We start from the raw sequence: 23,944 nt of genomic DNA on the forward strand, positions 1-23,944 counted from the left end.
CGCCCTTGGGCGCGACTGCGGAAATTCGCTGTGGCCTCGGTCTGTGGTGAATCCGTAGCGCAGCGGTCGCGCCCGAGGGCGCTCCCACAATTTGACTGCGGCAAGGTCTACTTGGCGGCGCAGACCGGACCTTGCATCGCCGTTGAATGTAGGAGCCAGCTTGCTGGCGATAGGCGCCCCCGGACGGGAGGATCGCCAGCAAGCTGGCTCCTACATTCGGGTTTTGCGGAAGGTCTACTTCGCGCCCATTTTGCGCCACCATACCGGTGTTAGCGGCTGCCACCGACCGCCCCGTCGCCGCCGAGGCCGGCCAGTGCTGCTTCGTTCTGGATCTGCAGCGCCTGTCCGGGGCGCACACGCTCGGCGCCTCTGACGACCAGGCGGTCACCGGCCTTCAGTTCGCCGCTGACCGAGACCCACTGGTCAACCGTCGCGCCGAGCTCGACCGGGACGCGTTCAGCGGTGTTCTCGGCACTGACCCGCACCACATAGCGTTCCCCCGGACGGAGGACCACCGCGTCCTGGGGCACCGCCAGCTGATCCGACGCCGCCGCCCGCGGCAGGCCGACCTCCATGGCACTTCCGATCAGCGGCGCGGGCCCGTCGAGGGCAACGCGCAGCTCGAACTGGCGCGAGGCGGCGTCGCCCACCGGCACCACGGCACGCACCGTGCCGCGAAGGCGGGTCTCGCCCTGCCTCACGTCGACCGCATCACCCTGGCCCAGCAGGGCGGAAAGCGAGACCGGAGCGCGGGCCTGCAGTTCGACGCCGGCGGTATCGACCAGACGCAGTAGGGGCAGGCCGGGGCTGAGGAACTCGCCCTCGGCCGCAAGGCGCTCGACCACGGTGCCGGCGAAGGGCGCCCGCACGGTAGCCAGCGACAGACGATGTCGGGCCTGGCGCACCGCCACCTCGGCGCCTTCGCGCTCGCGCTCGAGCATGTGCTGCTCGGCCGCCTGCTCCTCGGCCTGGGCCCGTGAGACCGTCCCCTGTGCGGCCAGCTGGCTCAGCCGCTCGCGCTGGCTGCGCACGTACTCGAGGCGCGCCACCAGCCGGTCGCGGGCGGCGACCGCCTCGGCCACCGCCAGCTTCAGCGCGGTGTCGTCGACGCGGGCCAGCACCGCGCCGGCCTCTACCGCATCACCGATCTCGGCGAGCGAGACCAGCCGGCCGCTGGCTTCGGCAGCAATCCGCGCATCCTGCCGACTGACTGCGCTGGCCGGTGTCCAGAGCAGGGGGGCGACCGCCCGCAACTCGGCACTGGCCACGCTGACCACCGCGGGCGGCGGCGGGCTCTGGGCCTGCAGGGGAAGGCTGGCGATGGCGAGCAGGGCAAGGCCGGACAGCAGTGGACGGTACATGGCAGGTTCCTCGGGGAAACGCAGGGTTCAGGCGGCTCGCGGCAGCGGTGTGCCGGCTTCGGAGGAGGTGGATTCGGAGCGCGTTGCGCGCAGACGCAACAGGGCCGGCATCAGGACCAGGGTGAAGACCAGGCTCAGCGCCACGCCGCCCACCACCACGGCAGCCAGCCCGCGGTAGATCACCGCGCCGGGGCCGGGGTTGATGGCCATCGGCAGGGCGCCGAAAACGCCGGTCAGGGCAGCGATCAGGATCGGACGAATGCGCTGGTTCAGCGCCTGCTCCACCGCGGCATCGATCCCAAGCCCCTCGTCCTGACCGGCGCGGGTCTGGGCGACCAGCAGGATGGCGTTGTTGATCACCATGCCGAGCAGCATGATGAAGCCGATCATCGACAGCAGGTCCAGCGGCTGGAATGCGACGGCGCCAAGCACACGCATGCCGATTACCCCGCCCAGCAGGGCCATCGGCAGCGCCATCATCACCGTCGCGCTGTCGCGCAGCGAGCGGAACATGGCCGCCATCAGCAGGAACAGCACGAGCAGGGCGAGGGCAAAGTTGCCGCCCATGGTGGCGACGATGCCATTGAGACGATCGGCGCTGCCCGATACGCGAACCGTGCCGCCGGGCAGCTGCTCGCGAATCGCGGGAACCACCTGTTCATTCACCCGGGCCAGCGCCTCCTCCAGCGACAGCTCGGCAGGCGGGTCGACGGTCAGGGTCACGGTGCGCCGGCGGTCCACCCGGCGCAGGGTCGAAGGGCTCATCGTGGTGTCGATGCTGGCCAGCTCGGACAGCGGCAGCACGCCGCCCTGCGGGGTCACCAGCGGAGCCTGGGCCAGTCGCTCCGGGCTGTCGAAGCCGACCCCGCGGAGGATGATCGGCAGGCGCTCGTCGCCGTCGAAGTGCTCGCCTAACCAGACGCCGTCGCCCAGTGCGCGGATCGCCGTTCCCAGCTCGCTGCGGGTCCAGCCGCTTTCGGCCAGGCGGCGGTCGTCCGGATGCACGCGCAGCTCGGGCGAGTGGGCATCCGGGTTCGGAAAGCTCTGCACGTTGGCGCCGGGAAACTGCTGGTTGAGCAGCTCGCGGCCCGCCAGCGAGACATTCTTGAGCAGCTCCGGATCACCGTGACCGAGGTGCACCTGGATGGCCCGCGCCGAGCCGCCGAAGCCGCCGAACAGGTTGCCCTCGAAGGCGAACGCCCGGGTGTCGGGGAAGCCCTGCACCACTTCGTCGCGGACGATCCGTTCGAGCTCGCCGATCTGCGATTCGTCCACCACCCGCGCGCCGAGGGTGCCGCCGCCCGGCCAGAGCAGCACGTACCAGTTGAGCAGCTGCGGCGCCTTCTCGCCGTCCATGTAGGGCTTCATCCGCTCGAGCAGGGCCGGAACAATCTCGCGGTCGACCGAGGTCGGGCTCATTCCCGGCGGGAAGTCGAAGAAGGCGTCGATCGCGGCGCGCTTGACCGGCGGCAGGTAGTCGAGTGGCGGCATCCACCACACCGAGAGCGCGATCGGCAGCACCACCAGGCCGGCCAGCCAGCCGATCTGGCGCGGGCGGGTCGAGGTGCTGCGCATCAGCCAGGCGGTAAGGCGCGGATAGCCGCCGCTGTCGCGCCCGGCCAGCCTGCGCGCCCGCAGCCAGCGCCGGGCGCCGGCCGGCAGCACCGACAGCGCCACCACCAGCGACACCGCCACCGCGATCGACACGGTCAGCGCGAGGTCGCCGAACAGCTGGCCCTCGATGTCACCCATCATGATCACCGGGAGGAACACGGCCACCGTCGTCAGGGTCGAGGCCCACAGCGCGGAGGACACCTGCCGCGTGCCGCTGGCCGCCGCTTCCTCGGGCAGCTTGCCCTCCTCGCGCAGGCGGACGATGTTCTCGGCCACCACGACAGCGGCGTCCATCACCATGCCGACGGCAAAGGCGAGACCGGCCAGCGAGATTACATTGAGCGAGCGCCCGGTCAGCTCTAGAACGATGAAGGTCGCCAGCAGGGAGATCGGGATGGCTGTGGCGATCAGCAAGGTGGCGCGCAGATCGCGCAGGAACCACCACAGGCAGCCGACTGCCAGCAGCACGCCGGCAAGCAGGTTGCCGGACAAGAGGCCGATCGCACGATTGATGAACAGCGAGGAATCAAAGCTCTGCGCGATGCCGAGGCCATGCTGCTTCAGCTCGCCCTCGCGCAGCTCGGCCACCACCTGTTTGACCTCATTGAGCGTCGCCAGCACGTTGGCGCCGGATTCGCGGTCGACGCGCAGGGCGATGGCCGGGTTGCCATTTTGGTAGGCGAAGAAGAAGCGCTCGGGATGACGGCGCTCGATGCGCGCCACGTCCCCGAGGTAGATCGGCTGTCCATCGCGCCAGGCAAGGATCATCCGGGCCATTTCGTCGGGGTCGAAACGCCCTTCGAAGCGCAGCGTGTACTGGCGCCGACCAGCTGCGATGAAGCCTCCCGACACGTCGTTCGCCCGGTTGGCCTGCTGGGCGATCTGCGGCAGGGTGATGCCCAGCGCCGCGGCGCGCTCGAGGTCGACATCGATGGCCAGCTCGTCAGGTGGCCCGGCGTTGACCTGCACCCCGGCGACGCCCGGCACGGCCTCGATCCGCGGCACCACACGCTGCTCGACGAAGCGGCGGAAGTCGAGCATCTCGCCCTCGGTGCCCGGCAGCTTCTGGACGAAGAACCAGGACAGCGCCTGATTGGCCTCGTCCGAGGACAGCTGCACGATCGGCGGGTCGGCGTCCGCGGGCAGCGGCGGCAGCCGGTTGAGGCGGCCGATCACCTCGACCATCATCGACTGCATGTCGGTGCCGACGCCGAAGGTCAGGGTGATGTTGGCGTTGCCGGGGAAGGCATTGCCGTCCATCTGCGCCAGGCCCGGCAGGCCCTGCAACACCTCCTCCATGGGGTCGAGCAGCTCCGATTCGATCTCGGCCGGCGAGGCGCTGCGCCAGTTGGCCTGCACGTTCATCTGCGGCCGGTCGATGTCCGGGAACAGCTGCAGCGGCATGCGCGCGGCGGCAAGAAATCCGAACAGGGTGACCAGGGCAACCACCGCGGCGACCGCGGCCGGATTCTTGAGCGAGGCTTCGATCAGGCGCATGGCCATGACACCGGGCATGAAGGCGAGCACAGCCTGCGCCCGCCCCTCTCGCGCTACCCGGGAAACAAGTCATGCCCGGCGGCCAAGCGAGCGGCGGCGGCGACCGGCCGAGCGCATCCCGCGCCCGGGTGTGCCGCCAGGTACGGCCCGAACCGGTTGCGCGCTCAGTCCGCCGCCGGGCAGTAGGTCTCGAGGTAGCGCTGATGCACGGGCAGCTGGCGCAGGCCGCGCTCGACCCCTCCGCGGATCGATTCGAGGAAACCGCGCAGCTCGGGGTCGGGCATCAGTCCGGTCACCGGATGCCAGCTCTTCGGTTCCAGCCCCTGCCCCAGCATCACCTGGATCCAGGAGTTCTCGGCGAACAGCTCATTCGGCACCCGGAACACCTTGGCGGTCTCCCTGAACAGGTCGATCCGGTGCTGCAGCGAGTCGGGGATGGACATCTCCGCGGCCGCCCGCCAGAACGCCGTGTCCCGGCGGTGGGTGACGTGGTAGTGGAGGATGATGAAGTCGCGGATGTGGGTGATCTCGGCCTCCGCCTGCCGGTTGTACTCGTCGATCTCGGCCTGCTCGAGCACCGCAGGAAAACACTGCAGCAGGCGGATGATGCCGCGCTGGATCAGGTGGATGTTCGTCGACTCTAGCGGTTCGAGGAAGCCGCTTGCCAGGCCCAGCGCAACACAGTTCTTCTCCCATACCTTGTGCCGCTGTCCGGGCCGGAAGCGCAGCAGGCGTGGCTCGATCAGCGGCTCGCCCTCGATGCTTCCCATCAGGGTGGCGCGAGCACTGTCATTGTCGATGAAACGACTGGAGAAGACGATGCCGTTCCCGGCCCGCCGCTGCAGTGGAATACGCCACTGCCAGCCCGCCTCGCCGGCGATCGACCGGGTGTACGGGATGGGCGGCTTGACCGACGCGGTCTGCACGGCGAACGCGCTGTCGCAGAACAGCCAGTGCGACCAGTCCTCGAATCCGACCCCGAGCGCCTGTCCGATCAGTAGTGCGCGAAAGCCGGTGCAGTCGATGAACAGGTCCCCCTCGATGCGGCGGCCATCCTCGAGCTCCAGCGCCTCGATGAACCCGTCGTCCTCGCGGGTGCATACCTGGCGGATCTTTCCCTCGATGCGTACCGCGCCATGCTGCTCGCTCATCTGCCGCAGGAAGCGGGCGTAGCGGCCGGCGTCGAGGTGGAAGGCATAGTTGATCCCGCCGTTGGGCAGGTGGGCAAAACGGTTCTCCTGGGCGGCGCGCAGCTCGAAGCAGTAGTCGCCATAGTCGCGGGCCAGGCCGCGCCTGCGTCCTTCCAACCAGAAGTGCTGGAAGCCGGCGGTCCAGTGGTCCTTGCCGGTGGTGCCGAAGGAGTGGATGTAGTGCTGGTCCCGGTCGCGCCAGTTCTCGAAGGCGATGCCCAGCTTGATCGTCGCCTGGGTCGCGGCCATGAAGGCCTGCTCGTTGATCTCGAGCAGTCGGTGAAAGGTGACCAGGGTCGGGATCGTGGCCTCCCCCACCCCGACCGTTCCGATCTCCTCGGACTCGACCAGGGTGATCTGGAGAACCCGGCCAAGGGTCTTCGACAGGGCCGCGGCGGCCATCCAGCCGGCGGTGCCGCCGCCAGCGATGACCACCCTGCGGATCGGCCGCGCCTCCTTCTTCTCATCCATCTGCGTACATCCTTTCCTGTGCGCGGCAGCAGGCGCTCATCGTCCCAGCCTCTGGCGGAGCTTCTCGCGGATCTCCCCGACGCGGCCGGCATCGAGCTCGCCCAGCAGCCGCCTTGCATGCGCCGGAATATGCGCGGCGGCCGCCCCATCGTCGGCGAAGACGTAGTGCTGAAAAAGCGCTTCCCAGGCCTGGCGCTGCCGGGCTGGCAGGCCACGAAGGCTGATCAGAGCGTGCATCAGGGCGTTCATCGGCGGCTCGCGCCAGGCCGGCTCGGCGCGCCACCAGAAATTGACCAGCACGTTGAACGTGTCCAGTCCTTCGACGTGATGCCACCAGAGGCTGGGTATGAACAGCGCATCGCCCGGGTCGAGTTCGACTACCCGGGCAGCCTCGAGGGCGTCGGCGAAGCGCGGAAAGCGCTCGAAGTCGGGCGCCGCGAAATCAACCAGGCTGATCGCCTGCCCTGCCGGCGTGAAATCAAGCGGGCCGATATACAGGTTGCCGATCTGATCCGGCGGAAACAGGGTGAAGCGGCGCCGTCCCGCGGCCACGCAGGCGAGGTTGTCCGGCGCATCGTGGTGGGCGGCGATGCGGCTGCGGTTGCCCAGCCAGATGCTGCCCAGCGTATCGGGCGGCAACCCGTCCAGCGGATTGTCCTCGAGCAGGCCAGGGAAGTAGGTCTGCAGCGTGGTCGATCCGACATAGATGCCCGGCGCCGCCGGCGCCGCGGCCGTGCGCCGCAGGGTGTCGAGCACAGCGGCGAAGGCCACGCGCTCCGGGCGGAAGTTGAATCCGCTGAGATCCTGGTTGTAGAAGAACCGGCCGCCTTGCTCCGGCGGCGCCACCCAGGCCTGCAGCGGCAGGCCGGCATCGAACCCGGCGAGGTAGTCCATCGCCGCGTCGCCGGAAGCCTGGGCGTGCTGGACCATCGGCCAATCGGCCACCAGTCCGCGCAGCACGCGCGGCTCGCCCAGATCGGCCAGGGCATCGCCCAGCCTGGCCGGTGGCGGGCCCGCGAGCTCGGCCACTTCACCAGTCATGGCGAATCGTGCGCTGGGCCCTTTCCACCAGCGCCCGGAACTGGGAGAGCGAGGCGATGGCCATGTAGATGGCCGCCAGATGGCCGGCCTGATGCAGGCCGTGCAGGGCCTCGGCATCCAGCGCCGCCAGCTTCTCCTCGTTAATCGTGTAGAACCCGGCCAGGCGCGCCTGGCCACCGTCGGGCTGCGCCACATCGAGGACAAAGGACTCAAGCAAGCCGTGCCTGTCCAGGGCAGCGACGAACGGCACCACGGAGCTCATGCCTTCGTGCAGTTGGCCAAGCAGTTCATTCATGCGTTCCAGGAAGGGCGTGGTGCCGCCGTGCTCGTTGAAAAGCGGCTCTCCGGCGCTGCGCGATACGCGGGGGCTGTCCAGGTCTATATGCATCGCCGGCCCGCTCTCGCCGCGTCCGATCAGGAACGGCTGACGCTCCACGGCCATCGGCACGTAGTGGGCATCCCAGTGCGTCCCCTGCAGGAAAAGGTTCTCTCCATCCTTCAGTCCGAACAGGGCGATGGGCTGGAAGCCCTGATCCGGAAGCTTCTGGAAAACGATCGGATAGTGCGCCTGCACGCTGCGGAACTCGGCCGGGAAGGTCAGCGCCGACATCATCGCGTCTCCGTAGGCAGCGCCCCGGGTAGTGATCACGCGCAGGTCGCGGTGGGCGGTCGGGTTCAGGGGCAGGTGCTGGGCCATCTCGGGTCCTTCAGTGACGGGGCAGGCCGCGCTCGGCAATGTCGTTGAGCAGGGCACGATGGGCAGGCAGGCCGCCGAGCCATCGCCGGCGCAGGGCGGCGGTTTCCGTAAAGCAGTGCTCGGCCTGCGCCACCCCGGGGCGTCCGGGCCGCGCATCGGGACGCAGGCCCATTCCGTACAGCACGTACTGGTAGCTGGCCGAGGGGAACATCTCATCGATGCGCGGGAAGTCATAGCGTGAAGGAGGCTGACGGCGCCAGTGCGGCACCTGCTCACGCAGGGCATCGGTCCACGTCTGCCGGTCCCGATGACGGCGCCAGTAGTCGCTGTCCTCCCGCCGGGACATCGCGTAGTGCAGCTTGAGGAAATCGATGACCCGCTGCCAGCGATAGCGGAACGATTCGTTGAATCGCCGCGCGAGCAGCGCCAGATCATCGCGGTCCGAGGGGAACTGCTCAGCCAGCATGGCGGCGGCCATCTCGACCATGACCAGGGACGAAGCCTCCAGCGGTTCTACGAAGCCGCCCGCCAGCCCCACCGCCACGCAGTTGTGGACGAAAGCCTCGCGACGATAGCCCGGCTCCAGCCGGATCAGACGCGGGGGCGACTGCAGCGAATCCGCCGGCGCACCAGTGCGCCGGGCATAATCAACCAGCCGCGCCGCTGCGGCATCCTCCGAACAGTCCTGGCTGCTGTAGACGTGACCGAGGCCGCGCCGGGTCGGCAACCCGATGTCCCAGATCCAGCCTTCGGACTGGGCGGTTGCCGTGGTCTGGCAGGCGACCGGGCTGTCGGGCCGCGCATAGGGCACCTGCAGGGCCAGCGCACGGTCATTGAACAGCCAGGGCGTGCAGTCGATCCGGGGCACGTTGAAATGCTGGCCGATCAGCAGGCTGCGCAGCCCGGTGCAGTCGACGAACAGATCGGCCGCAAGCGCGCCGCTCGCGCGGGTCTGCAGCGCGGCGATGCGGCCGTCCTCGGCCGAATCGACAGCCAGTACGTGATCGACGATGTGCCTGACGCCCAAGCGCTCCACGCAGTGGCGGCGCAGGAAGATGCCGAGTTTGACCGCGTCCAGGTGGTAGCCGTAGTTGGCGACGGCGGCGAACTCGGGCGTGGCCAGCTGCTTCGGGCCGAGGCCCGCCTCGCAGACCGCCGGCTGGGCGCTCACCAGGTGGGCGAACGCGGCGCCCTCCTGCCGCAGCCAGCCGTTGACGAGGTCGACTTCGCCGTGGCCGTGGGGCAGCGAGAATGGATGGTAGTAGCCGAGGGTGTCCGAAGCCTCGGTCCAGCCGATGAACTTCGAGCCCTGCTTGAATGCGGCATCACACTCGCGGACGAGATCGGCTTCCGAGACGCCGATCCGGCGCAGGGTGTCGCGCATGCTGGGCCAGGTGCCCTCGCCCACACCGATCGCAGGCTGGTCGGGTGACTCGACCAGGCTGACCTCGATCCCACCCTCGCCGCCCAACTGACTGGCGAGGACGCCTGCCGTCAGCCAGCCGGCCGAGCCGCCGCCGACCACCAGCACACGACGAAAGCCCGGCCTCACGACCGGGCTTCCATTGCGTTGGCCAGGACTGGCCTCTTCTCCACCGTCATCATCCCCGTCCCTGGGGATGATGCAGCCTCATGACGAGAAAGGAGCGCCGGGATCATGCCCTCACTGGAACTTGTAGCGAAGTCCCAGCATATAACGCGCCCCGGTCTGGGTGCCGAAGAGCAGCTGATTCACGTTGCGACCGTGGATGCGCTGGGTCTCGTCGGTGAGGTTGATGGCCTCGAACGCCAGGGTCAGGTTCTCGCTGAACTGGTAGCCGATGTTCATGTCGAACTGGCCGTAGTCCTCGGTATAGGCAGGGTTCGGCCCGGCCCCGTCGAAGCGGCCGGAAAGGAACTTGTCGCGCCAGTTGTAGGCCAGACGCACCTGCCACGGACCCTTCTCGTAGAAGCCGACCACGTTGGCCGAGTCACTCAGGCCCTCGAGGGCAAACTGCTCGCCGATGACGAAGTTGTCATAGGTCAGACCCGAGTCGACGATCGTGTAGTTGGCCGATACGCCGAAGCCGCTGTCACCGAACATGTGCTGGATGTTGAACTCCCAGCCGTCCAACGAGGCCGAGCGCTGGTTGGCCGGCACGGTGATGCGGAAGTTGGCGATGGGATCACCGGGCTGGCCGACAATGGTGCCGGTGCGGTTGCCGGTGGAGTCCACACCGGTTCGGGTCACGCCCGGCTGCCCGTTGAAGTTGTCGAAGATGTAATTGCGGATGCAGACCACGTCGGCCACGGTGCAGCCGTTGGCCAGCGCCGCGTTCCAGTAGTCGCCACCGATCGGGGTGTGCAGGTTGAACGGCGTGTCGACGATCTGGGTGACGCCGATGTAGTTGTCGATGTTCTTGCGGAAGAAGCCGGCCGAGACGTAGCTGGCCTCGCTGTAGTACCACTCCAGCGACAGGTCGAAGTTCTGCGAGTGCAGCGGCTCCAGACCCGGGTTGCCCTGGCTGCCGGTGCCGCCGTCGACGCGGACCAGGTCACTCAGCGTCTGACCTCCCTGGATGTCGCCCCAGCCAGGACGGCCGATGGACTCGCCGTAGCTGCCGCGCAGGATGATCTCGTCGGTGACCTCAAGGGCCATGTCGAGGTTGGGAAGGAAGTAGTCGTAGCTGCCGGTCAGGGTGGTGAAGCCCTGCTCGCCGCGGATGATGCTGAGCTCGTTGGCCGAGCCCCAGGAGATCGCCGTCGCCGTCGGCACCAGGGCCGAGGAGGTCACGTCGGTTTCCTCGTAGCGCACGCCCACCGCCACGGTCAGCGGCATGGACAGGTCCCAGGTCTTGCTCCACTGCAGGTAGGCGCTCTTGGATTCCTCGTTCACCCGACGGTCGGTGGTGAACTCGTTGGAGGCCAGGTACTGGTTGGGATCGTTGCCGGCGCGGGCCCAGGCATCCGCCGCGAGCTGACGCACGGTGGCGAAATTCCAGGTGAAGAAGGCGCTGGAGAAGGCCGGGTCGTTGTGGCCACCGAACTGGTCGAAATAGCGACCCATGTTGTCCAGGGTCCATACGCCGTCCGGATAATCATCCGGGCTGGTGGCGCCGCCCCAGTTGTCCAGCTGCACGTTGGAGAACGCCGAGCGGTTGTTGACGTCGGTGGCGGTGACGCCGAAGTCGAGCTTCGAGTAGTCCTCGAACTCGAACTGGCCACGGGTCTGAAGCTGCTCCACTTCCGCCTTCATGTAGCTGTTGCGGAAGCTCGAGCCGGTGACCAGCATGCCGCTGGGATCGATCTGCGACAGGCCGCTGGGCAGCGCCACGTTGAGCACCGGGAACGGACGCGAGAAGTCGACCGTGGTGGTGCCGCGGAAGAAGCCCGCGGTGCCGAGGACCGCGTTGGAGCCGAACGGGCTGTCGGCGCCCGAGGTGGCCTGCGAGTCGTGGTAGTCGAGCTCGAGGCTCAGCGAATCATTGACCTGCCAGGCGAAGTTGAAGCCCAGCGACTTGTTCTCGTTGACCGTGCCGAACATCGCGCCGCCCATGGCGAGATCGCTGTTGGCCGCCGGAATGAACTCCGAGTACAGCAGGGGCGCCGCCACCGGACCGTCGGTCCAGGCGCTGGACGAGGGGCCGAAATTGAACCAGGCCGACAGCTCGTTGCGGCGGTGCTGGATCTTGTTCTCGGAGTAGGTGTAGTCCAGCGTCGCCGTCATGTTGTCGGCCGGCGCGTACTGCAGGGTCAGCTGACCGTTGGTGCGCTCGCGGCTGAGTCCATTGACGCTGTACAGGATGTTCTGCGGCACCGAGTAGATGTCGTTGGCACCGGGGCGGTTGATGATGTTTTCCGAGCCGGGCGTGCCGGGCTGCGGGATGGTGCCCCAGTTGTTCTCGTCGCCGCGGAAGGTGCGCCAGCCATTGGGCACGGAGACCTGGCTGAAGCCGAAGTCGCGCTCCTGGTAGCTGCCGCTCAGCGCGATGCCGAAGGTGTCGTCGGCGAAGGTGTTGCTGTAGATGCCGGACACCTCCGGCGTAACCGAGTCGCCCTGCAGCGAATCGGGCAGATTGTCGACCGAGGTGTCATGCACCGCCTTCAGGCCCAGGTTGGCCTTGAAGCCCGGCGCGTCCAGCGGGCGCGTGGTCTTGATGTTGATGGTCGCGCCGATGCCGCCGGTCGGGGTCGAGGCGCGGCTGGTCTTGTAGACCTCGACTTCGGCCACCGCCTCGGAGGCGAGGTTGGCGAAGTCGAAGGAGCGCGAGTTCGACGCGCCGGTTTCGGCGATGCTCGAACCGGGCATTTGCCGGCCATTGAGCAGGACGAGATTGAAGTCGGGTCCTACGCCGCGCACGGTGACCCGAGAGCCCTCGCCGTTGACGCGATCGATCGAGACGCCGCTGATTCGCTGCAGCGACTCGGCGAGGTTGGTGTCCGGGAACTTGCCGATGTCCTCGGCGATGATGCCGTCGACCACGCCCTGGGCGTCGCGCTTGACGTTCATCGAGGAGGCCAGGCTTCCGCGGATGCCGGTGACCACGACCTCGCCGAGGGTGGACTCAGTGTCCTCGGACTTCTCCGCGGACTCGTCGTCGGCCTCCTGGGCGCCGGCGAGGCCCGGTTGTGCCAGCGCCAGCAGCAGTGCGACCGACAACAGCCGCCGCTGCGGCACAGGATTCATTGAACTCATGGTTTTCCCTCCCCTCGAACTCGTGCAGGACACGAATAGGTGACTGGCTTCTACCCCGGGTTTCTCGTACGGCGCGGGGGCATTGCACGCCGAAATGACAGCGTTGTCAACAAAGGGCGGAATGCTGCAATGCAGCATGTCCCGCCGGGCGAATCACTCTGTTATGCACTCCAGGACGCGGGCCGGCGGCGCTCCGAGCGCGACCTTCGAAACGGACAGTTCCATCTGGCCCTCGGTGTCGATTCCAAACAGCTGGCGCACGGCGCCGAGCGGCGCGCCGGCCTCGGCGAAGCAGGACAGCGGGAAGCCCACCTCGACCCATTCCCTGGCCGGCAGCGTCGCCAGCAGGGCATCGATCCGCAGCGGTGTGCCGCCCACGCTGAGTGTCACCGGCCCCTGGGGCGGCGCGGCGAGGCGCAGGGTGGCGACCAGGGTATTGCGCTCCTCAGGCAGGCTGGCGAGGTCGACCGACTGCTCAGATTCCAGCCAGGCCCTGCCGCGCGCCCCACCCTTCCAGCGGATCCGTCGGGCGTCTTCCTGGGCGAGATGATCCACCGCACTGAGTTCCAGCGCCTTTGCCAGATCCCGGCTGGGCAGCGTGGCCGGGGCGGCGCCACGCTGCTCACCGTCGCCAACCCACCATTGCCAGCCGTCGGCGGTATTGCCGCGGGCGAAGAAGACGTCGACCGCGCCCTGCTCGAGGCGTTCAAGTCCGGCCTCCTCCGACAGTGGCGGGGTCGCGGCAGGACTCGCGTAGCTCAGGCCGAAGCCGAGCGGGAACTGCGGATGGTAGTCCACCTGCCCGGCATTCAACGGGGTCTGCATGGCATGACGGGGCCAGGAGAACGGCAGCCGCCCTGCGAAATCATGGCGCACCTCGCCCTTCGCATCGGCGAGCAGGACATCGGCGACGCCCCCCCCCTCCGACCCCGGCAGCCAGGCTGCGACAAAGGCGTCGGCGGCATTGATCTCGCGGTTCACCCACATCGGCCGGCCGCTGAGGAAGACGCCGACCACCGGAATACCCTCGGCCTTGAGCCGGCGGATCAGGGCAAGATCGGTCGGCCGGGAGACCTGATAGCCCAGATGCGGAACGTCGCCGATGAACTCGGCGTAGGGGGCCTCGCCGAAGACCACAACGGCAGCGTCCGGCCGGGTGGCGTAGCGACCATCAGCGGCCAGCTCGGCCTGTCCACCCGAGGCTTCCACAGCTTCCCGAAGCCCCTCCCAGATGGTCTGCGCGCGAGGGAAGTCGGCACGCGTGGTCCCGGTGCCCTGCCAGGTCAGGGTCCAGCCTCCGCTCTGCCTCGCGATGTCATCGGCGCCATCACCGGCGACCAGCAGGCGCTTGCGTGGGTCGAGCGGCAGCACCCCCTCGTTCTTGAGCAGGACCAGCGAACGGCGCACCGCCTCACGGGCCAGCGCCCGGTGGCCCGGGCTGCCGAGCACCTCGAAATCGCCGCCGTGCTTGCGTGCCGATGGCAGCGGTGCCTCGAACAGGCCGAAACGCAGCTTGACCCGCAGGATCCGGCGCACCGCGTCATCCAGCCGCGCCATTGGAATCGTGCCGTCGCGCACCTGGGCCAGCGTATTGGTGTAGACCTCGCGCCAGGTGTCGGGGGCCATATACATGTCGACGCCGGCATTGAAGGCCTGCGGACAGCTCTTGTCAGTGCAACCCTCGACTTCGCCGTGCCCGTTCCAGTCGCCGACCACGAAGCCGTCGAAACCCAGCCGCTCCTTGAGGATGACGGTCAGCAGGCCATGGTGGCCGTGCATCTTCAGTCCGTTCCAGCTCGAGAAGGAGGCCATGATCGACTGCACGCCGGCCTTCAGCGCCGCGATGTGCCCTGCGCCGTGGACGTCGCGCAGTTCGACCTCGGTGACCCGGGTGTCGCCCTTGTCGCGTCCCTCGAATGTGCCGCCGTCGCCGATGTAGTGCTTGGCGGTCGAGACCACCCTGTCGGCACCGAGAAAGCCCTTCGAGCCGACCGGCCCCTGCAGCCCCTCGACCACCGCCGTAGCGTAGCGGGCGACCAGGGCGGGGTCTTCGGAATAGCCCTCGTAGGTACGCCCCCAGCGGTCATCGCGGGGCGTGGTCACGGTCGGTGCGAAGGTCCACTCGAAGCCGGTGGCGCGCAGTTCGACGGCAGTCGCCTCGGCGATGCGCCGCACCAGTTCGGCGTCGTTGGCGGCGCCCAGTCCGATGTTGTGCGGGAACAGGGTCGCGCCGACCACGTTGTTGTGCCCATGCACGGCGTCGATTCCCAGCAGTACCGGGATGCCGGGGCCGCCGGCGGAGGTATCGACCGAGGCTTCGTGCAGGGCATCGGCCAGCTTCAGCCAGTCGGCCGCGGGGGCGTTGTAGCGCTTGCCCGGATCGGAGTTGCCGCCGGCCAGCACAGAACCAAGCCGGTACTTGCGCAGGTCCTCGGGCGTCAGCGAGTCGAGGTCGCCCTGCACCACCTGGCCGACCTTGTCCTCAAGACTCATCTTCGCCAGCAGGCTGTCCACCCGCTGCTCGATAACGGGGTCGCGGGCCATGGGTGACTCGAGGCGCGGCCACAGCTCGGGGGTAACGGCGACATCGCCGGGCATGGCCGTGACGGGTACGGGGGTGGCGAAACCACCGACGCAGGCCAGCAGGGCCAAGCCCAGGGTAAGGTCTCGCCCGGCCCGGACGGACCCCTCCGGCCGACCCTTCGGGTCCATGGAATCGCTGCGCATCGCTCCCTCCCTTCGCTCCCTGTGGGGCCCGTCCAGCGCTTGGCGGCCCCGCGAGTCCGGATTATGGCACCACGATTGACAGCGTTGTCAATTGTCGTGCCTACTGACGTCGGGACGGGGTGGTCGCTGCAGCCGGGCCGCATCGGCCGCTGTCCGCAAAGCGGCAGCGCTGCGGGAAGGAGCGGGCCCGGAGGGGGCCATGTTGGGAGGGAACGTCATGCAGGCTTTCGAGGAATTGCCGATCACGGCAGGGCTGGGCGCTGGTCGGAGCTGGCCGGGATGAGCTCCGAAAACCTCGCACTGGTGGCCGATATCGGTGGAACCTGGGCGCGCTTTGCGGTCGCCCAATGGCGCGGCGACAACAGCCCGGTGCTTGGCCACCTGGCGCAGGTCGCGGTCGCCGATCATGACAGTCTGGTGGCGGCTGCCCGGCATTTCCTCGATGCGCTGCCGGCCGAGCTGCCGCGTCCGGACCGGGCGGTGCTGGCGGTGGCGGGCAAGGTTGATGGCGACGAGGCCGCGCTGACCAACCATCCCTGGCAGATCAACGCCCGGGAATGCAGTGCCCAGCTGGCACTGCACGATACCAAGCTGATCAACGATTTCACTGCGCAGGCGCTTGCCGTGCCGCATCTGAGGCCGGCGGACCGCCTAGCCCTGAACACGCCCCCGGTCACGACGCGACGCGATTCCGCAACCTATGCGGTGCTCGGCCCGGGCACGGGACTCGGGGTCAGCGGATTGCTGTGCCGGGCGGGTCAGCGCATCGCGCTCGAGTCGGAAGGCGGACATGCCGCCTTCGCTCCCAAGACAGCCCGCCAGCGCGCCCTTCTAGAACACCTGTCGAGCCGTTACACCCGGGTCTCCTATGAGCGGCTGCTGAGCGGCGCGGGGCTGAGCAACCTGCACTGGGCGCTGTCCCGGATGGCCGGGGCAACGAACGACGCGGATCTGCGCCCCGAGCAGGTGACCCAGGGCGCGGTGGCCGGCGACCCGCTGTGCACCGAGGCCATCGAGGTCTTCTGCGAGGTGCTGGGCGCCTTTGCTGGCGATCTCGTCCTCACCTTCGGCAGCTGGGACGGCGTATACCTGTCGGGCGGACTCGTGCCTCTGCTGATCGATTCGTTGCGCGGCAGGGACTTCCGCGAGGCCTTCCAGAACAAGGGCCGCTTCAGCAGTGCCGTGGCCCGGGTGCCGGTGCATGCCGTGCTCCACCCGCAGCCCGGCCTGCTCGGCGCCGCGGCCCGGGCGTTCGAGGCCGGCCAGCCTGAGCGGCCCACCCCCGCCGAGAACGCCGCAGCCTGAGTCACCCTGCAGGACGCTGTCGCATCGCCGCGACGAGTTGCGCCGGACCGCAAGGTTGACCGGTTGCCGCGGCGCTGAATGACCGGCCTCGGCCGCAAGCATGACCACGGCCGGCAGGCCGACTGCCCGCCGGCAGCGAAACGCTGACCGGCTGATTTCGACCCGGAGTGTGAGTTCGGCAACGTGTGCAAGGGGCGCGAAGCAGACATTCCACAACACCCGAATGTAGGAGCCAGCTTGCTGGCGATCGTCCCATCCGGGGCGCCTATCGCCAGCAAGCTGGCTCCTACAGCGGGACCGGGGCGAATGCGAACTTCGCGCCCGACGTGGCCCCTCGTTCGCGTGGCCTTGGCTGGTCTTCAGCCCTGCCCGTCGGCCGGCGCAGGACGCGCCATGTGCATGGTCCTCTGCGGGAAGGGGATCTCGATGCCCGCGCCGTCCAGCGCCATCTTGATGTCGCGCAGCAGATCCGATCGCACCGCCCAGTACTCCTCGGCGCGCACCCATGGGCGCACGGCAAGGTCGACGCTGCTCTCGCCGAGGTTCATCACCCACAGCTGCGGCGCCGGCTCGGAGAGCAGGCGCGGCTCCTCGTTCAGCACCTTGCTGATCACCGCCAGCGCGTCCTTCGGGTCGTGCTGGTAGCCGACGCCGATGGTCAGGTCGATGCGCCGCGTGGTCTGTGCGCTGAAGTTGACGATCGGGCTGTCCATCACCTCGGCATTCGGGATGGTGACCTGACGGTTGTCGGGCATGCGCAGCTTGGTGAACAGCAAGGTGACCGATTCGACATTGCCGCTCTGGCCCGCCACTTCGACGAAGTTGCCGACGCTGAAGGGGCGGAAGATGATCAGCAGCACACCCGAGGCGATGTTCGACAACGAGCCCTGCAGGGCAAGGCCGATCGCAAGGCCTGCCGCGCCCAGCGCGGTGAGCAGGGAGGCATTGGGGATGCCGACAAGCTCGAGGGTGGCGATGAGCACGATGGCAAGGCCGATGCCGAAGCCGAGATTGCGGGCGAAGCCGGCAATCAGCGGATCGGCGCCGGAGCGTCCGACCAGCCGCTCGAGCAGATTGGCGAAACGCCGGGCCAGCCACTTGCCGACCCAGAACACCAGCAGGGCGAGGGCGAGCTTGCCGCTCCAGAGAAGGGCCTGGGTCTTGATCAGGTCCCAGTCGATGGACTGCAGGTACTCGTGCATGGGGACTCCTTGCTGCGCAGCCCCAGTCGCGGCGGCAGGGCACGACGACCCGGCTCGGACCCTGCTGGGCCGGTGGCGCCAGGGCGCCGCGCTGTGCCCGCAGCGCTAGAAAATATCGCCGCCGGCCGAGAAGGCCTGTTCCAGGTTGTCGCCCAGGCCGCCGATTTCCAGCGCAAGACGATCGATCTCGGCCGCGGTCAGGCCGGTGTAGGGGCGGTTCTCGCACAGCTGCAGGTAGGGCACGCCGTCCAGCTCGGACACGGCGAGGTAGCCGACCCGCTGCTCCCAGTTGAAGACCAGGGCGCGACGGGCGTCGATGCCGGTCATCGGGGCGATGGCGGTGCTGACGCGCAGGTACTTGCGCTCGTCCTCGCCCTCCAGCTCGGCCAGGAAGATGCCCTGGCGACGCTTGCCCTGGGCGATGCTCAGCTCGATGCCGACAAGGTAGGGCTCGTTGGTGGTCAGGGCGTAGTGGCTGGCGACGTGGGCGCGGATCTGTTCGAAGTTCTGCATGGTCGGGTTCACGGAGAGTCGACCGGCTATGCTAGCGGCCGATGTCCGAGTTGTCTGCCGCCGATGAACGCAGCCAGCGGATCCTGGCCGTGGTCCGGGCCATTCCGGCCGGCCAGGTGATGGCTTATGGCGAGGTGGCCCGCGCCGCCGGCTACCCGCGCGGCGCGCGCCTGGTGGCCCGCGCGCTGGGCGAGGTGGCAGATCCCGGCCTGCCCTGGCACCGCGTGCTGCGCGCCGACCGGCGGATCGCCTTTCCTTCCGGATCGCGTGGATTTGCCGAGCAGCGCCGGCGCCTGCGCGCCGAAGGGCTGCAAGTCGATGCCGGCGGCCGGGTCAGGCTGCCGGAGAGGCCCGCGGGCGAGGATCCCCGCGCCGACCTGGACCGCGCGCTGTGGGGCTGAGCCGGGCAGGACTTCCGGCGCTGTGAGCGTTCCCGGCATTGCCTGCACACTGCGCCATCGCCCCTCACAGGCCCCCTCGATGCGCCGCCCCTGCCTGCCAGGACTGACCCTGCTCCTTGCCGCGGCACTGGCCGCAGCCGAGGCTCCGCGCCCCTCGACCGCCTCCGACCGGGTGGAAGTGCTGAGCCCGCCGCTGCTGCATCCGGCGCTGCCCTTCGCCCGCAGCCTGCGCATCTACCTGCCCCCGGGCTATGCCGCCTCCGACCGGGATTACCCGGTGATCTACCTGCCCGATGGCCAGAACCTGTTCAACGATGCGACCAGCTATGTCGGCGAGTGGGGTGTGGACGAGGCCCTGGACGCGCTGGCGGCAGAGGGCTTCGAGGCCATCGCGGTGGGCATCGACCACGGCGGCGAGCGGCGCATGCAGGAGCTCTCGCCCTGGCACAACCCGCGCTTCGGCGAGCCGCTGGGCGCGGCCTACCTCGATTACCTTGTCGAGACCGTCAAGCCCTTCGTCGATGCCAACTACCGCACCCTCAACGGCCCGGAGAGCACCGCCATCGTCGGCAGTTCGATGGGTGGGCTGATGGCGCACTATGCGCTGCATGCGCGCCCCGAGGTGTTTGGCCTCGCCGGGGTGCTGTCGCCCTCGTACTGGTACCACGAGGCGGCCTTCCACTACCCGCAGAACCGGCCGCGCCCGGCGCAGGCGCGCGTCTTCCTTTCCATGGGCGGCGCCGAGGGGCATGAGGCGGTCGCGCATGTCGAGGCCATGGAACGCCTGCTGCGCAGGTGGCCCGATGCCGACGGCGTCAGGCTGCGGATCGTCGAGGCCGCCGAGCACAACGAGGCGCAGTGGCGGACGCTGTTCCCGGAGGTGGTGCGGTTTCTCTACCGGCTTCCGCCCGCGCAGGGCGGCTGATCAGTGCCGGTTGAACGGCCACCGTCCGCGCCAGTACTGGATCAGGCCAAAGCCGAAGGCCATGCCGCCAAGGTGGGCGAAGTGGGCGACGCCGCTCTGCGTGCTGGTCACGCCAAGGAACAGTTCCAGCGCGCCGTAGGCGATCACCAGGGTGCGCGCTTTCATCGGGATCGGGGGGATCAGCAGCATCACCTGGCGGTTGGGGAACATCATGCCGAACGCCAGCAGCAGGCCGAACACCGCGCCCGAGGCGCCGACGGTGGGATAGGGGCGCTGTCCCGCCTCCACCGCCATGGTCGCCACCACCAGCTGGATCAGACCGGCGCCGACCAGGCAAACGAAGTAGTACAGGGCGTAGCGGCGCTGTCCCCAAACCTGCTCGATGGCTGAGCCGAACATCAGCAGGGCGAACATGTTGAAGAACAGGTGGGCGAAATTGGCGTGCAGGAAGCCGTAGCTGACCAGCTGCCAGGGCAGAAAGCCCACGCTGATCAGCTCGCCGTGCATCTGTCCGACCGGGAACTCGCCCCAGGGCCAGAGCATGAAGGGGATGAACAGGCCGCCGCCGGTGAGCAGGTCGGCGCCGAACACCAGCACGTTGCTCCACATCAGGGCCTTGGTGATCGGCGGTAGCTGGTCGAACATGCATTCTCCGTGGTCGGCAAGGCGGCCGGTTCGCGCCGCGTCGTCGGTACTGGCTGCAGGCCGGACGCCCGTGACGTCCGCCTTCGATCCTCGACGCCGCACGCCGGCTGCGCGCGGGCCGCTATCATAGCGGCCGCGCATCAACATCCCGTGTCCCGATGCTTTCTTCCGACGATCTCGACCTGCTCGTGACCCGCGGGTTCGTGGTCGTAGAGGGGCTGCTTCCCGATTACCTGCTGACGGCCCTGGTCGCCGACTGCCAGGCGCTGGACGCCGACGATGCGCTGCGCCCGGCGGCGGTGGGGCGCGGCGAAGGGCGCACCCGCGACGCCTCACTGCGCGGCGATGCCATCCGCTGGATCGACCCGCACCCCGAAGTACCGGTGCGCGGCGAGTTCCTTGCCCGGCTGGATGCGCTGCGCATCGAGCTGAACCGACAGCTGATGCTCGGCCTCGACCATTTCGAGGCGCACTACGCGATCTACCCGCCCGGCGCCGGTTACGTCCGCCACGTCGATCGCTTCCGCGACGACGATGCGCGCACGGTGAGCTTTGCTGCCTATCTGAACCCGGACTGGTCGGAGGATGACGGCGGCGCGCTGCGGCTCTACCTGCCGGGCGGCGAGGTCGACATCGTGCCCCGGCTCGGCACGTGCGCCCTGTTCCTCAGCGCCAGTATCGAACACGAAGTCCTGACCACCCAGCGCCCGCGGATGAGCATCGCAGGCTGGTTCCGCCGCCGTCCCCTGCTGCCGCTGAAAGTAGTGCCGGGATAAGGCGGCTGGCTCGGGCGCGAAGCAGACCTTCCGCAGAACCCGAATGTAGGAGCCAGCTTGCTGGCGATCGTCCCATCCGGGGCGCCTATCGCCAGCAAGCTGGCTCCTACAGCGGGACCGGGGCGAATGCGAACTTCGCGCCCATACCGCCCCTTACCAAATGTCCGCCCGTGGTCGGTTTCTGCCGCACACCCGCCTGCCGGCGGTGGTCACTGTCTCCGGCGAGGCCGGTCAGTGCGGCTGCCGGACTTCGGCAAATTCGTGGCTGTCCGCCACGAGGAACGGAAGGTTGGCGTGGCCGGCCTTGCCGCGGCCGTCGCGGACGGTCACGAACAGCCGATAGGCGCCGGGTCGAGCGGGCGCGGTGAAGGACACTTGGCCGGGCTCGCCCGGGCGCATGCCCGCCTCGATGGAAGGGGGCAGCGTTTCGGGATCACCACCGACACTGGTCGCCCGGCTCTCCTCACGCAGCGTCCAGTCGAACACCGCCGACCCATGCATCGGGTACGTGGCGAGCTTCGCCCGCAGCGCCTGTCCCGGAGCCGCCGTGACGCCTTCGACCGCGCTGAGGCCTTCGAGAGTCAACCCGTCGACCTCGGGCGCGGCGTGCCCGGGTGATCGCCCGGTCCACAGCAGCTGCATGGCATCCACCGCGGCGGTGGACTCGCCGCTGGACAGGAACATGCCGTACCAGGTCGGCGTGCGCTCCTGCTTCTGGCCCCAGAGGAATACGAAGCTGCCCAGACAGCGGCCGGGGTCGGCGAGGATCGACTGCCGGTAGCGTTCCTGCAGACGCCGTGCCTTGACCGCGCTGCTGTCCTCGATCGGCGCCCCCCAGGGCGTGCGCGGCACTTCCCAGTGCCCGGTGGGTCCCCACTCGGTCACCAGGTAGGGACCGTCCCAGCCCGCCTCGTGGAGCTGCGGCAGGCGGTCGATATCGCCATAGAGCTGAACCCCCAACAGTTTCAGCGAGGGAGCCCGGCTGCGGATCTCGGCGATGAGTTCGGCGCTGAAGCCGGCGATCGGGGTCAGGGCCGGGTGCCTTGGGTCCTCTTTGCCGATCATCCTGACGATGTCCTCGACGGCGTCCCAGACCCGCGGATCGCGCGACTCGAGATTGAGCTCGTTGCCCACCACCCAGAGAAGCAGGGCCGGATGCTCGCGGTGCCTGCGCACCTCGTCGCGCAGTCGCTCAAGCTGTCGGGCGACGGCCTCGGGGTCGCCGTAGTCGAAACCGTGACGCTCGCGCCCCACGTCGAGCCCGAGTGCGACGAACAGGCCCGAGGCCAGGGCCCGGTCGAGCAATGCCTGGCCGGACTCCCCCGGCCTGTCGACGCGCCAGGTCCGGATTACATTGCCGCCGGCGGCCGCAAGCGCCTCGACATCGCCGGTCTCGAGACCGGCACCGCGCAGGAACAGCGGCCGGCCACCTACCTGCAGCTGCCAATCCGCACCCTGCGGCACCACCCTCACCTCGGCGACCCTGCCCGCCTCGGGCCGCGGCTCACCTTCAGCGCGAAGGCACGTCGAGACCAGCAGCAGGAGCAGCCCGGCAAGGCGGGCGGCGGGCATCACCGGGAGAGATCGCCGCCGTGGAAGACCCGGGCATAGCGCAGACCGAACCAGAGGATGAAGGCGTAGCAGACCATCGGCACCAGGAAGGAGGGCTGGATGCCGACCCCGTCGGCCACAAAGCCCTGGATGAAGGGCACGATGGCGCCGCCCACGATCGCCATGCAAAGCACGCCCGAGCCCTGGCCGGTGCGGGCGCCCAGCCCGTGCAGGGCAATGCTGAAGATGGTCGGGAACATGATCGAATTGAACAGCCCGACGGCCAGGATCGCCCACATCGCAAGGCGCCCGTCGCCGAGTACCGCGACCAGGATCAGCGCAATGGCCGCGGCGGCATTGAAGCCAAGCACCAGCCCGGGGCTGATCCGGCGCATCACGGCGAAACCGATGAACCGGCCGACCATCGCCCCGCCCCAGTAGTAGGCAACGAAGGTCGCCGCACTGGCGTGGTCGAGGCCGGCGATATACGGCTCGGAGAAGAAGTTGACCAGGAAGCTGCCGATGCTGACCTCGGCACCGACGTACAGGAAGATTGCGATCGCGCCGAGCAGGAGGTTGCGATGGCGCAGCACGCCGAAGCCCGGCGTCGCCTCGCTCGACTCCTGAGCATGCTCGACCTTGGGCAGCCGGGAGAGCGCGAAGAACACGGCCAGCACCAGCAGCAGGCCTGCGAGCAGCAGGTAGGGGCCCTGCACCGTCGCGGCCTCCGCTGCCCGGTGCGCCGCGCGCTGTGCCTCGTCCATGGCCGCGAGTTCGGACTCGGCGATGACCGCCGCGCCGCCGAGGATCAGCAGGCCGCCGAACAGCGGGCCCACGGTGGTGCCGAGCGAGTTGAAGGCCTGGGTCAGGGTCAGCCGGCTGGACGCGGTCTTCGGGTCACCGAGCAGGGTCACGAAGGGATTGGCCGCGACCTGCAGGATGGTGATGCCCGAGGCCAGCACGAACAATGCGAACAGGAACAGCGCGTAGCCGCTGCTGGCGGCCGGATAGAACAGTGCACAGCCGGTGGCCGCGATGATCAGGCCGGCCACCGCGCCATTCTGGTAGCCGATCCGGCGCACCAGCCCGCCGGCCGGGATCGAGACCACGAAGTAGGCTCCGAAGAAGCAGAACTGCACCAGCATCGCCTGCACGTAGGTGAGGGTGTAGATCGACTTCAGGTGGGGAATCAGCACATCGTTCAGCGAGGTCAGCAGCCCCCACATGAAGAACAGGATGGTGACGATGACCAGCGCCCGCCCGTGCGCCGGCGCCGGAGCCGGGACGACGGCTGCGGCCGCCTGCGGATGACCGAGATTCATGGCTGCGCCTCCTCCAGGGTCCGCCCGGATC

17 protein-coding genes are annotated in these 23,944 nt (G+C 68.7%); 4 read left to right on the forward strand and 13 right to left on the reverse strand.

What is annotated here, in order from left to right; translation table 11 throughout:
• Window positions 1-269: 269 nt before the first annotated feature.
• From M0G41_RS11550 to M0G41_RS11585, 8 genes are all read right to left on the reverse strand, one after another.
• Window positions 270-1,361: an efflux RND transporter periplasmic adaptor subunit gene (locus M0G41_RS11550; RefSeq protein WP_248209349.1), complete on the reverse strand. Its 1,092-nt coding sequence runs from the start codon at window positions 1,359-1,361 to the stop codon at window positions 270-272.
• A 27-nt stretch (window positions 1,362-1,388) separates the two neighbouring features.
• The gene (locus M0G41_RS11555; protein ID WP_248209350.1) at window positions 1,389-4,472 is read right to left on the reverse strand and encodes an efflux RND transporter permease subunit; all 3,084 of its coding nucleotides are present in this window, start codon (window positions 4,470-4,472) and stop codon (window positions 1,389-1,391) included.
• Between the two features lie 164 nt (window positions 4,473-4,636).
• On the reverse strand, window positions 4,637-6,133 hold the full coding sequence (locus tag M0G41_RS11560; RefSeq protein ID WP_248209351.1) for a tryptophan halogenase family protein: 1,497 nt from the start codon (window positions 6,131-6,133) through the stop codon (window positions 4,637-4,639).
• 36 nt (window positions 6,134-6,169) lie between these two features.
• Entirely contained in the window at window positions 6,170-7,174 is a 1,005-nt protein-coding gene (locus M0G41_RS11565) for a cupin-like domain-containing protein (RefSeq protein ID WP_343226482.1), read from the reverse strand.
• Window positions 7,164-7,871, reverse strand: a complete 708-nt coding sequence (locus M0G41_RS11570) for a SapC family protein (protein WP_248209352.1) — start codon at window positions 7,869-7,871, stop codon at window positions 7,164-7,166. The genes M0G41_RS11565 and M0G41_RS11570 overlap by 11 nt, the downstream gene beginning before the upstream one ends.
• Before the next feature lie 10 nt (window positions 7,872-7,881).
• A complete protein-coding gene (locus M0G41_RS11575; protein ID WP_248209353.1) occupies window positions 7,882-9,423 on the reverse strand; it encodes a tryptophan halogenase family protein in 1,542 nt (513 codons plus the stop codon).
• A gap of 111 nt (window positions 9,424-9,534) precedes the next feature.
• Window positions 9,535-12,546 (reverse strand): TonB-dependent receptor, encoded by a 3,012-nt coding sequence (locus tag M0G41_RS11580; protein WP_248209354.1) that lies wholly within the window; start codon window positions 12,544-12,546, stop codon window positions 9,535-9,537.
• Window positions 12,547-12,699: 153 nt separating this feature from the next.
• On the reverse strand, window positions 12,700-15,258 hold the full coding sequence (locus tag M0G41_RS11585; RefSeq protein WP_425511250.1) for a glycoside hydrolase family 3 protein: 2,559 nt from the start codon (window positions 15,256-15,258) through the stop codon (window positions 12,700-12,702).
• A 294-nt stretch (window positions 15,259-15,552) separates the two neighbouring features.
• On the opposite strand from M0G41_RS11585, the gene glk reads away from it, so the two are divergent.
• Window positions 15,553-16,578, forward strand: a complete 1,026-nt coding sequence (gene glk / locus M0G41_RS11590) for a glucokinase (RefSeq protein ID WP_248209356.1) — start codon at window positions 15,553-15,555, stop codon at window positions 16,576-16,578.
• A 359-nt stretch (window positions 16,579-16,937) separates the two neighbouring features.
• Here the strand turns inward: glk and M0G41_RS11595 are convergent, their stop codons facing one another.
• Window positions 16,938-17,780 carry a mechanosensitive ion channel family protein gene (locus M0G41_RS11595; protein WP_248209357.1) on the reverse strand — a complete coding sequence of 281 codons (843 nt, stop codon included), beginning with the start codon at window positions 17,778-17,780 and terminating at the stop codon, window positions 16,938-16,940.
• Window positions 17,781-17,885: 105 nt separating this feature from the next.
• Entirely contained in the window at window positions 17,886-18,293 is a 408-nt protein-coding gene (locus M0G41_RS11600; protein WP_248209358.1) for a hypothetical protein, read from the reverse strand.
• A 41-nt stretch (window positions 18,294-18,334) separates the two neighbouring features.
• Here M0G41_RS11600 and M0G41_RS11605 point away from each other — a divergent pair, with 41 nt between their 5' ends.
• Together M0G41_RS11605 and M0G41_RS11610 are read left to right on the forward strand one after the other, a co-directional pair.
• Window positions 18,335-18,694: an MGMT family protein gene (locus M0G41_RS11605; protein ID WP_248209359.1), complete on the forward strand. Its 360-nt coding sequence runs from the start codon at window positions 18,335-18,337 to the stop codon at window positions 18,692-18,694.
• Window positions 18,695-18,773: 79 nt separating this feature from the next.
• Entirely contained in the window at window positions 18,774-19,619 is an 846-nt protein-coding gene (locus tag M0G41_RS11610; RefSeq protein WP_248209360.1) for an alpha/beta hydrolase, read from the forward strand.
• Here M0G41_RS11610 and M0G41_RS11615 read toward each other — a convergent pair whose 3' ends face one another.
• Complete coding sequence (locus M0G41_RS11615) at window positions 19,620-20,264, reverse strand: rhomboid family intramembrane serine protease (RefSeq protein ID WP_248209361.1); 645 nt, start codon at window positions 20,262-20,264, stop codon at window positions 19,620-19,622.
• A gap of 158 nt (window positions 20,265-20,422) precedes the next feature.
• Between M0G41_RS11615 and M0G41_RS11620 the strand changes: the two genes are divergently transcribed.
• Window positions 20,423-21,040: a 2OG-Fe(II) oxygenase gene (locus tag M0G41_RS11620; protein WP_248209362.1), complete on the forward strand. Its 618-nt coding sequence runs from the start codon at window positions 20,423-20,425 to the stop codon at window positions 21,038-21,040.
• Between the two features lie 231 nt (window positions 21,041-21,271).
• On the opposite strand, the gene M0G41_RS11625 is transcribed toward M0G41_RS11620, so the two are convergent.
• Window positions 21,272-22,612 carry a hypothetical protein gene (locus tag M0G41_RS11625; protein ID WP_248209363.1) on the reverse strand — a complete coding sequence of 447 codons (1,341 nt, stop codon included), beginning with the start codon at window positions 22,610-22,612 and terminating at the stop codon, window positions 21,272-21,274.
• Complete coding sequence (locus M0G41_RS11630) at window positions 22,612-23,913, reverse strand: sugar MFS transporter (protein WP_248209364.1); 1,302 nt, start codon at window positions 23,911-23,913, stop codon at window positions 22,612-22,614. The genes M0G41_RS11625 and M0G41_RS11630 overlap by 1 nt, the downstream gene beginning before the upstream one ends.
• Window positions 23,914-23,944 lie beyond the last annotated feature (31 nt).

This window comes from Pseudomarimonas salicorniae (assembly GCF_023156535.1).
Lineage (GTDB): Bacteria > Pseudomonadota > Gammaproteobacteria > Xanthomonadales > Xanthomonadaceae > Pseudomarimonas > Pseudomarimonas salicorniae.

What these genes read in the sequence shown, in the direction of transcription:
- M0G41_RS11580 (WP_248209354.1), bottom strand. Translation starts at nt 12,546, where the DNA reads ATGAGTTCAATGAATCCTGTGCCGCAGCGGCGGCTGTTGTCGGTCGCA.
- M0G41_RS11585 (WP_425511250.1), bottom strand. Translation starts at nt 15,258, where the DNA reads ATGGACCCGAAGGGTCGGCCGGAGGGGTCCGTCCGGGCCGGGCGAGAC.
- M0G41_RS11570 (WP_248209352.1), bottom strand. Translation starts at nt 7,871, where the DNA reads ATGGCCCAGCACCTGCCCCTGAACCCGACCGCCCACCGCGACCTGCGC.
- M0G41_RS11620 (WP_248209362.1), top strand. Translation starts at nt 20,423, where the DNA reads ATGCTTTCTTCCGACGATCTCGACCTGCTCGTGACCCGCGGGTTCGTG.
- M0G41_RS11565 (WP_343226482.1), bottom strand. Translation starts at nt 7,174, where the DNA reads ATGACTGGTGAAGTGGCCGAGCTCGCGGGCCCGCCACCGGCCAGGCTG.
- M0G41_RS11605 (WP_248209359.1), top strand. Translation starts at nt 18,335, where the DNA reads ATGTCCGAGTTGTCTGCCGCCGATGAACGCAGCCAGCGGATCCTGGCC.
- M0G41_RS11595 (WP_248209357.1), bottom strand. Translation starts at nt 17,780, where the DNA reads ATGCACGAGTACCTGCAGTCCATCGACTGGGACCTGATCAAGACCCAG.
- M0G41_RS11610 (WP_248209360.1), top strand. Translation starts at nt 18,774, where the DNA reads ATGCGCCGCCCCTGCCTGCCAGGACTGACCCTGCTCCTTGCCGCGGCA.
- M0G41_RS11615 (WP_248209361.1), bottom strand. Translation starts at nt 20,264, where the DNA reads ATGTTCGACCAGCTACCGCCGATCACCAAGGCCCTGATGTGGAGCAAC.
- M0G41_RS11600 (WP_248209358.1), bottom strand. Translation starts at nt 18,293, where the DNA reads ATGCAGAACTTCGAACAGATCCGCGCCCACGTCGCCAGCCACTACGCC.
- M0G41_RS11560 (WP_248209351.1), bottom strand. Translation starts at nt 6,133, where the DNA reads ATGGATGAGAAGAAGGAGGCGCGGCCGATCCGCAGGGTGGTCATCGCT.
- M0G41_RS11555 (WP_248209350.1), bottom strand. Translation starts at nt 4,472, where the DNA reads ATGCGCCTGATCGAAGCCTCGCTCAAGAATCCGGCCGCGGTCGCCGCG.
- M0G41_RS11550 (WP_248209349.1), bottom strand. Translation starts at nt 1,361, where the DNA reads ATGTACCGTCCACTGCTGTCCGGCCTTGCCCTGCTCGCCATCGCCAGC.
- M0G41_RS11630 (WP_248209364.1), bottom strand. Translation starts at nt 23,913, where the DNA reads ATGAATCTCGGTCATCCGCAGGCGGCCGCAGCCGTCGTCCCGGCTCCG.
- glk (WP_248209356.1), top strand. Translation starts at nt 15,553, where the DNA reads ATGAGCTCCGAAAACCTCGCACTGGTGGCCGATATCGGTGGAACCTGG.
- M0G41_RS11625 (WP_248209363.1), bottom strand. Translation starts at nt 22,612, where the DNA reads ATGCCCGCCGCCCGCCTTGCCGGGCTGCTCCTGCTGCTGGTCTCGACG.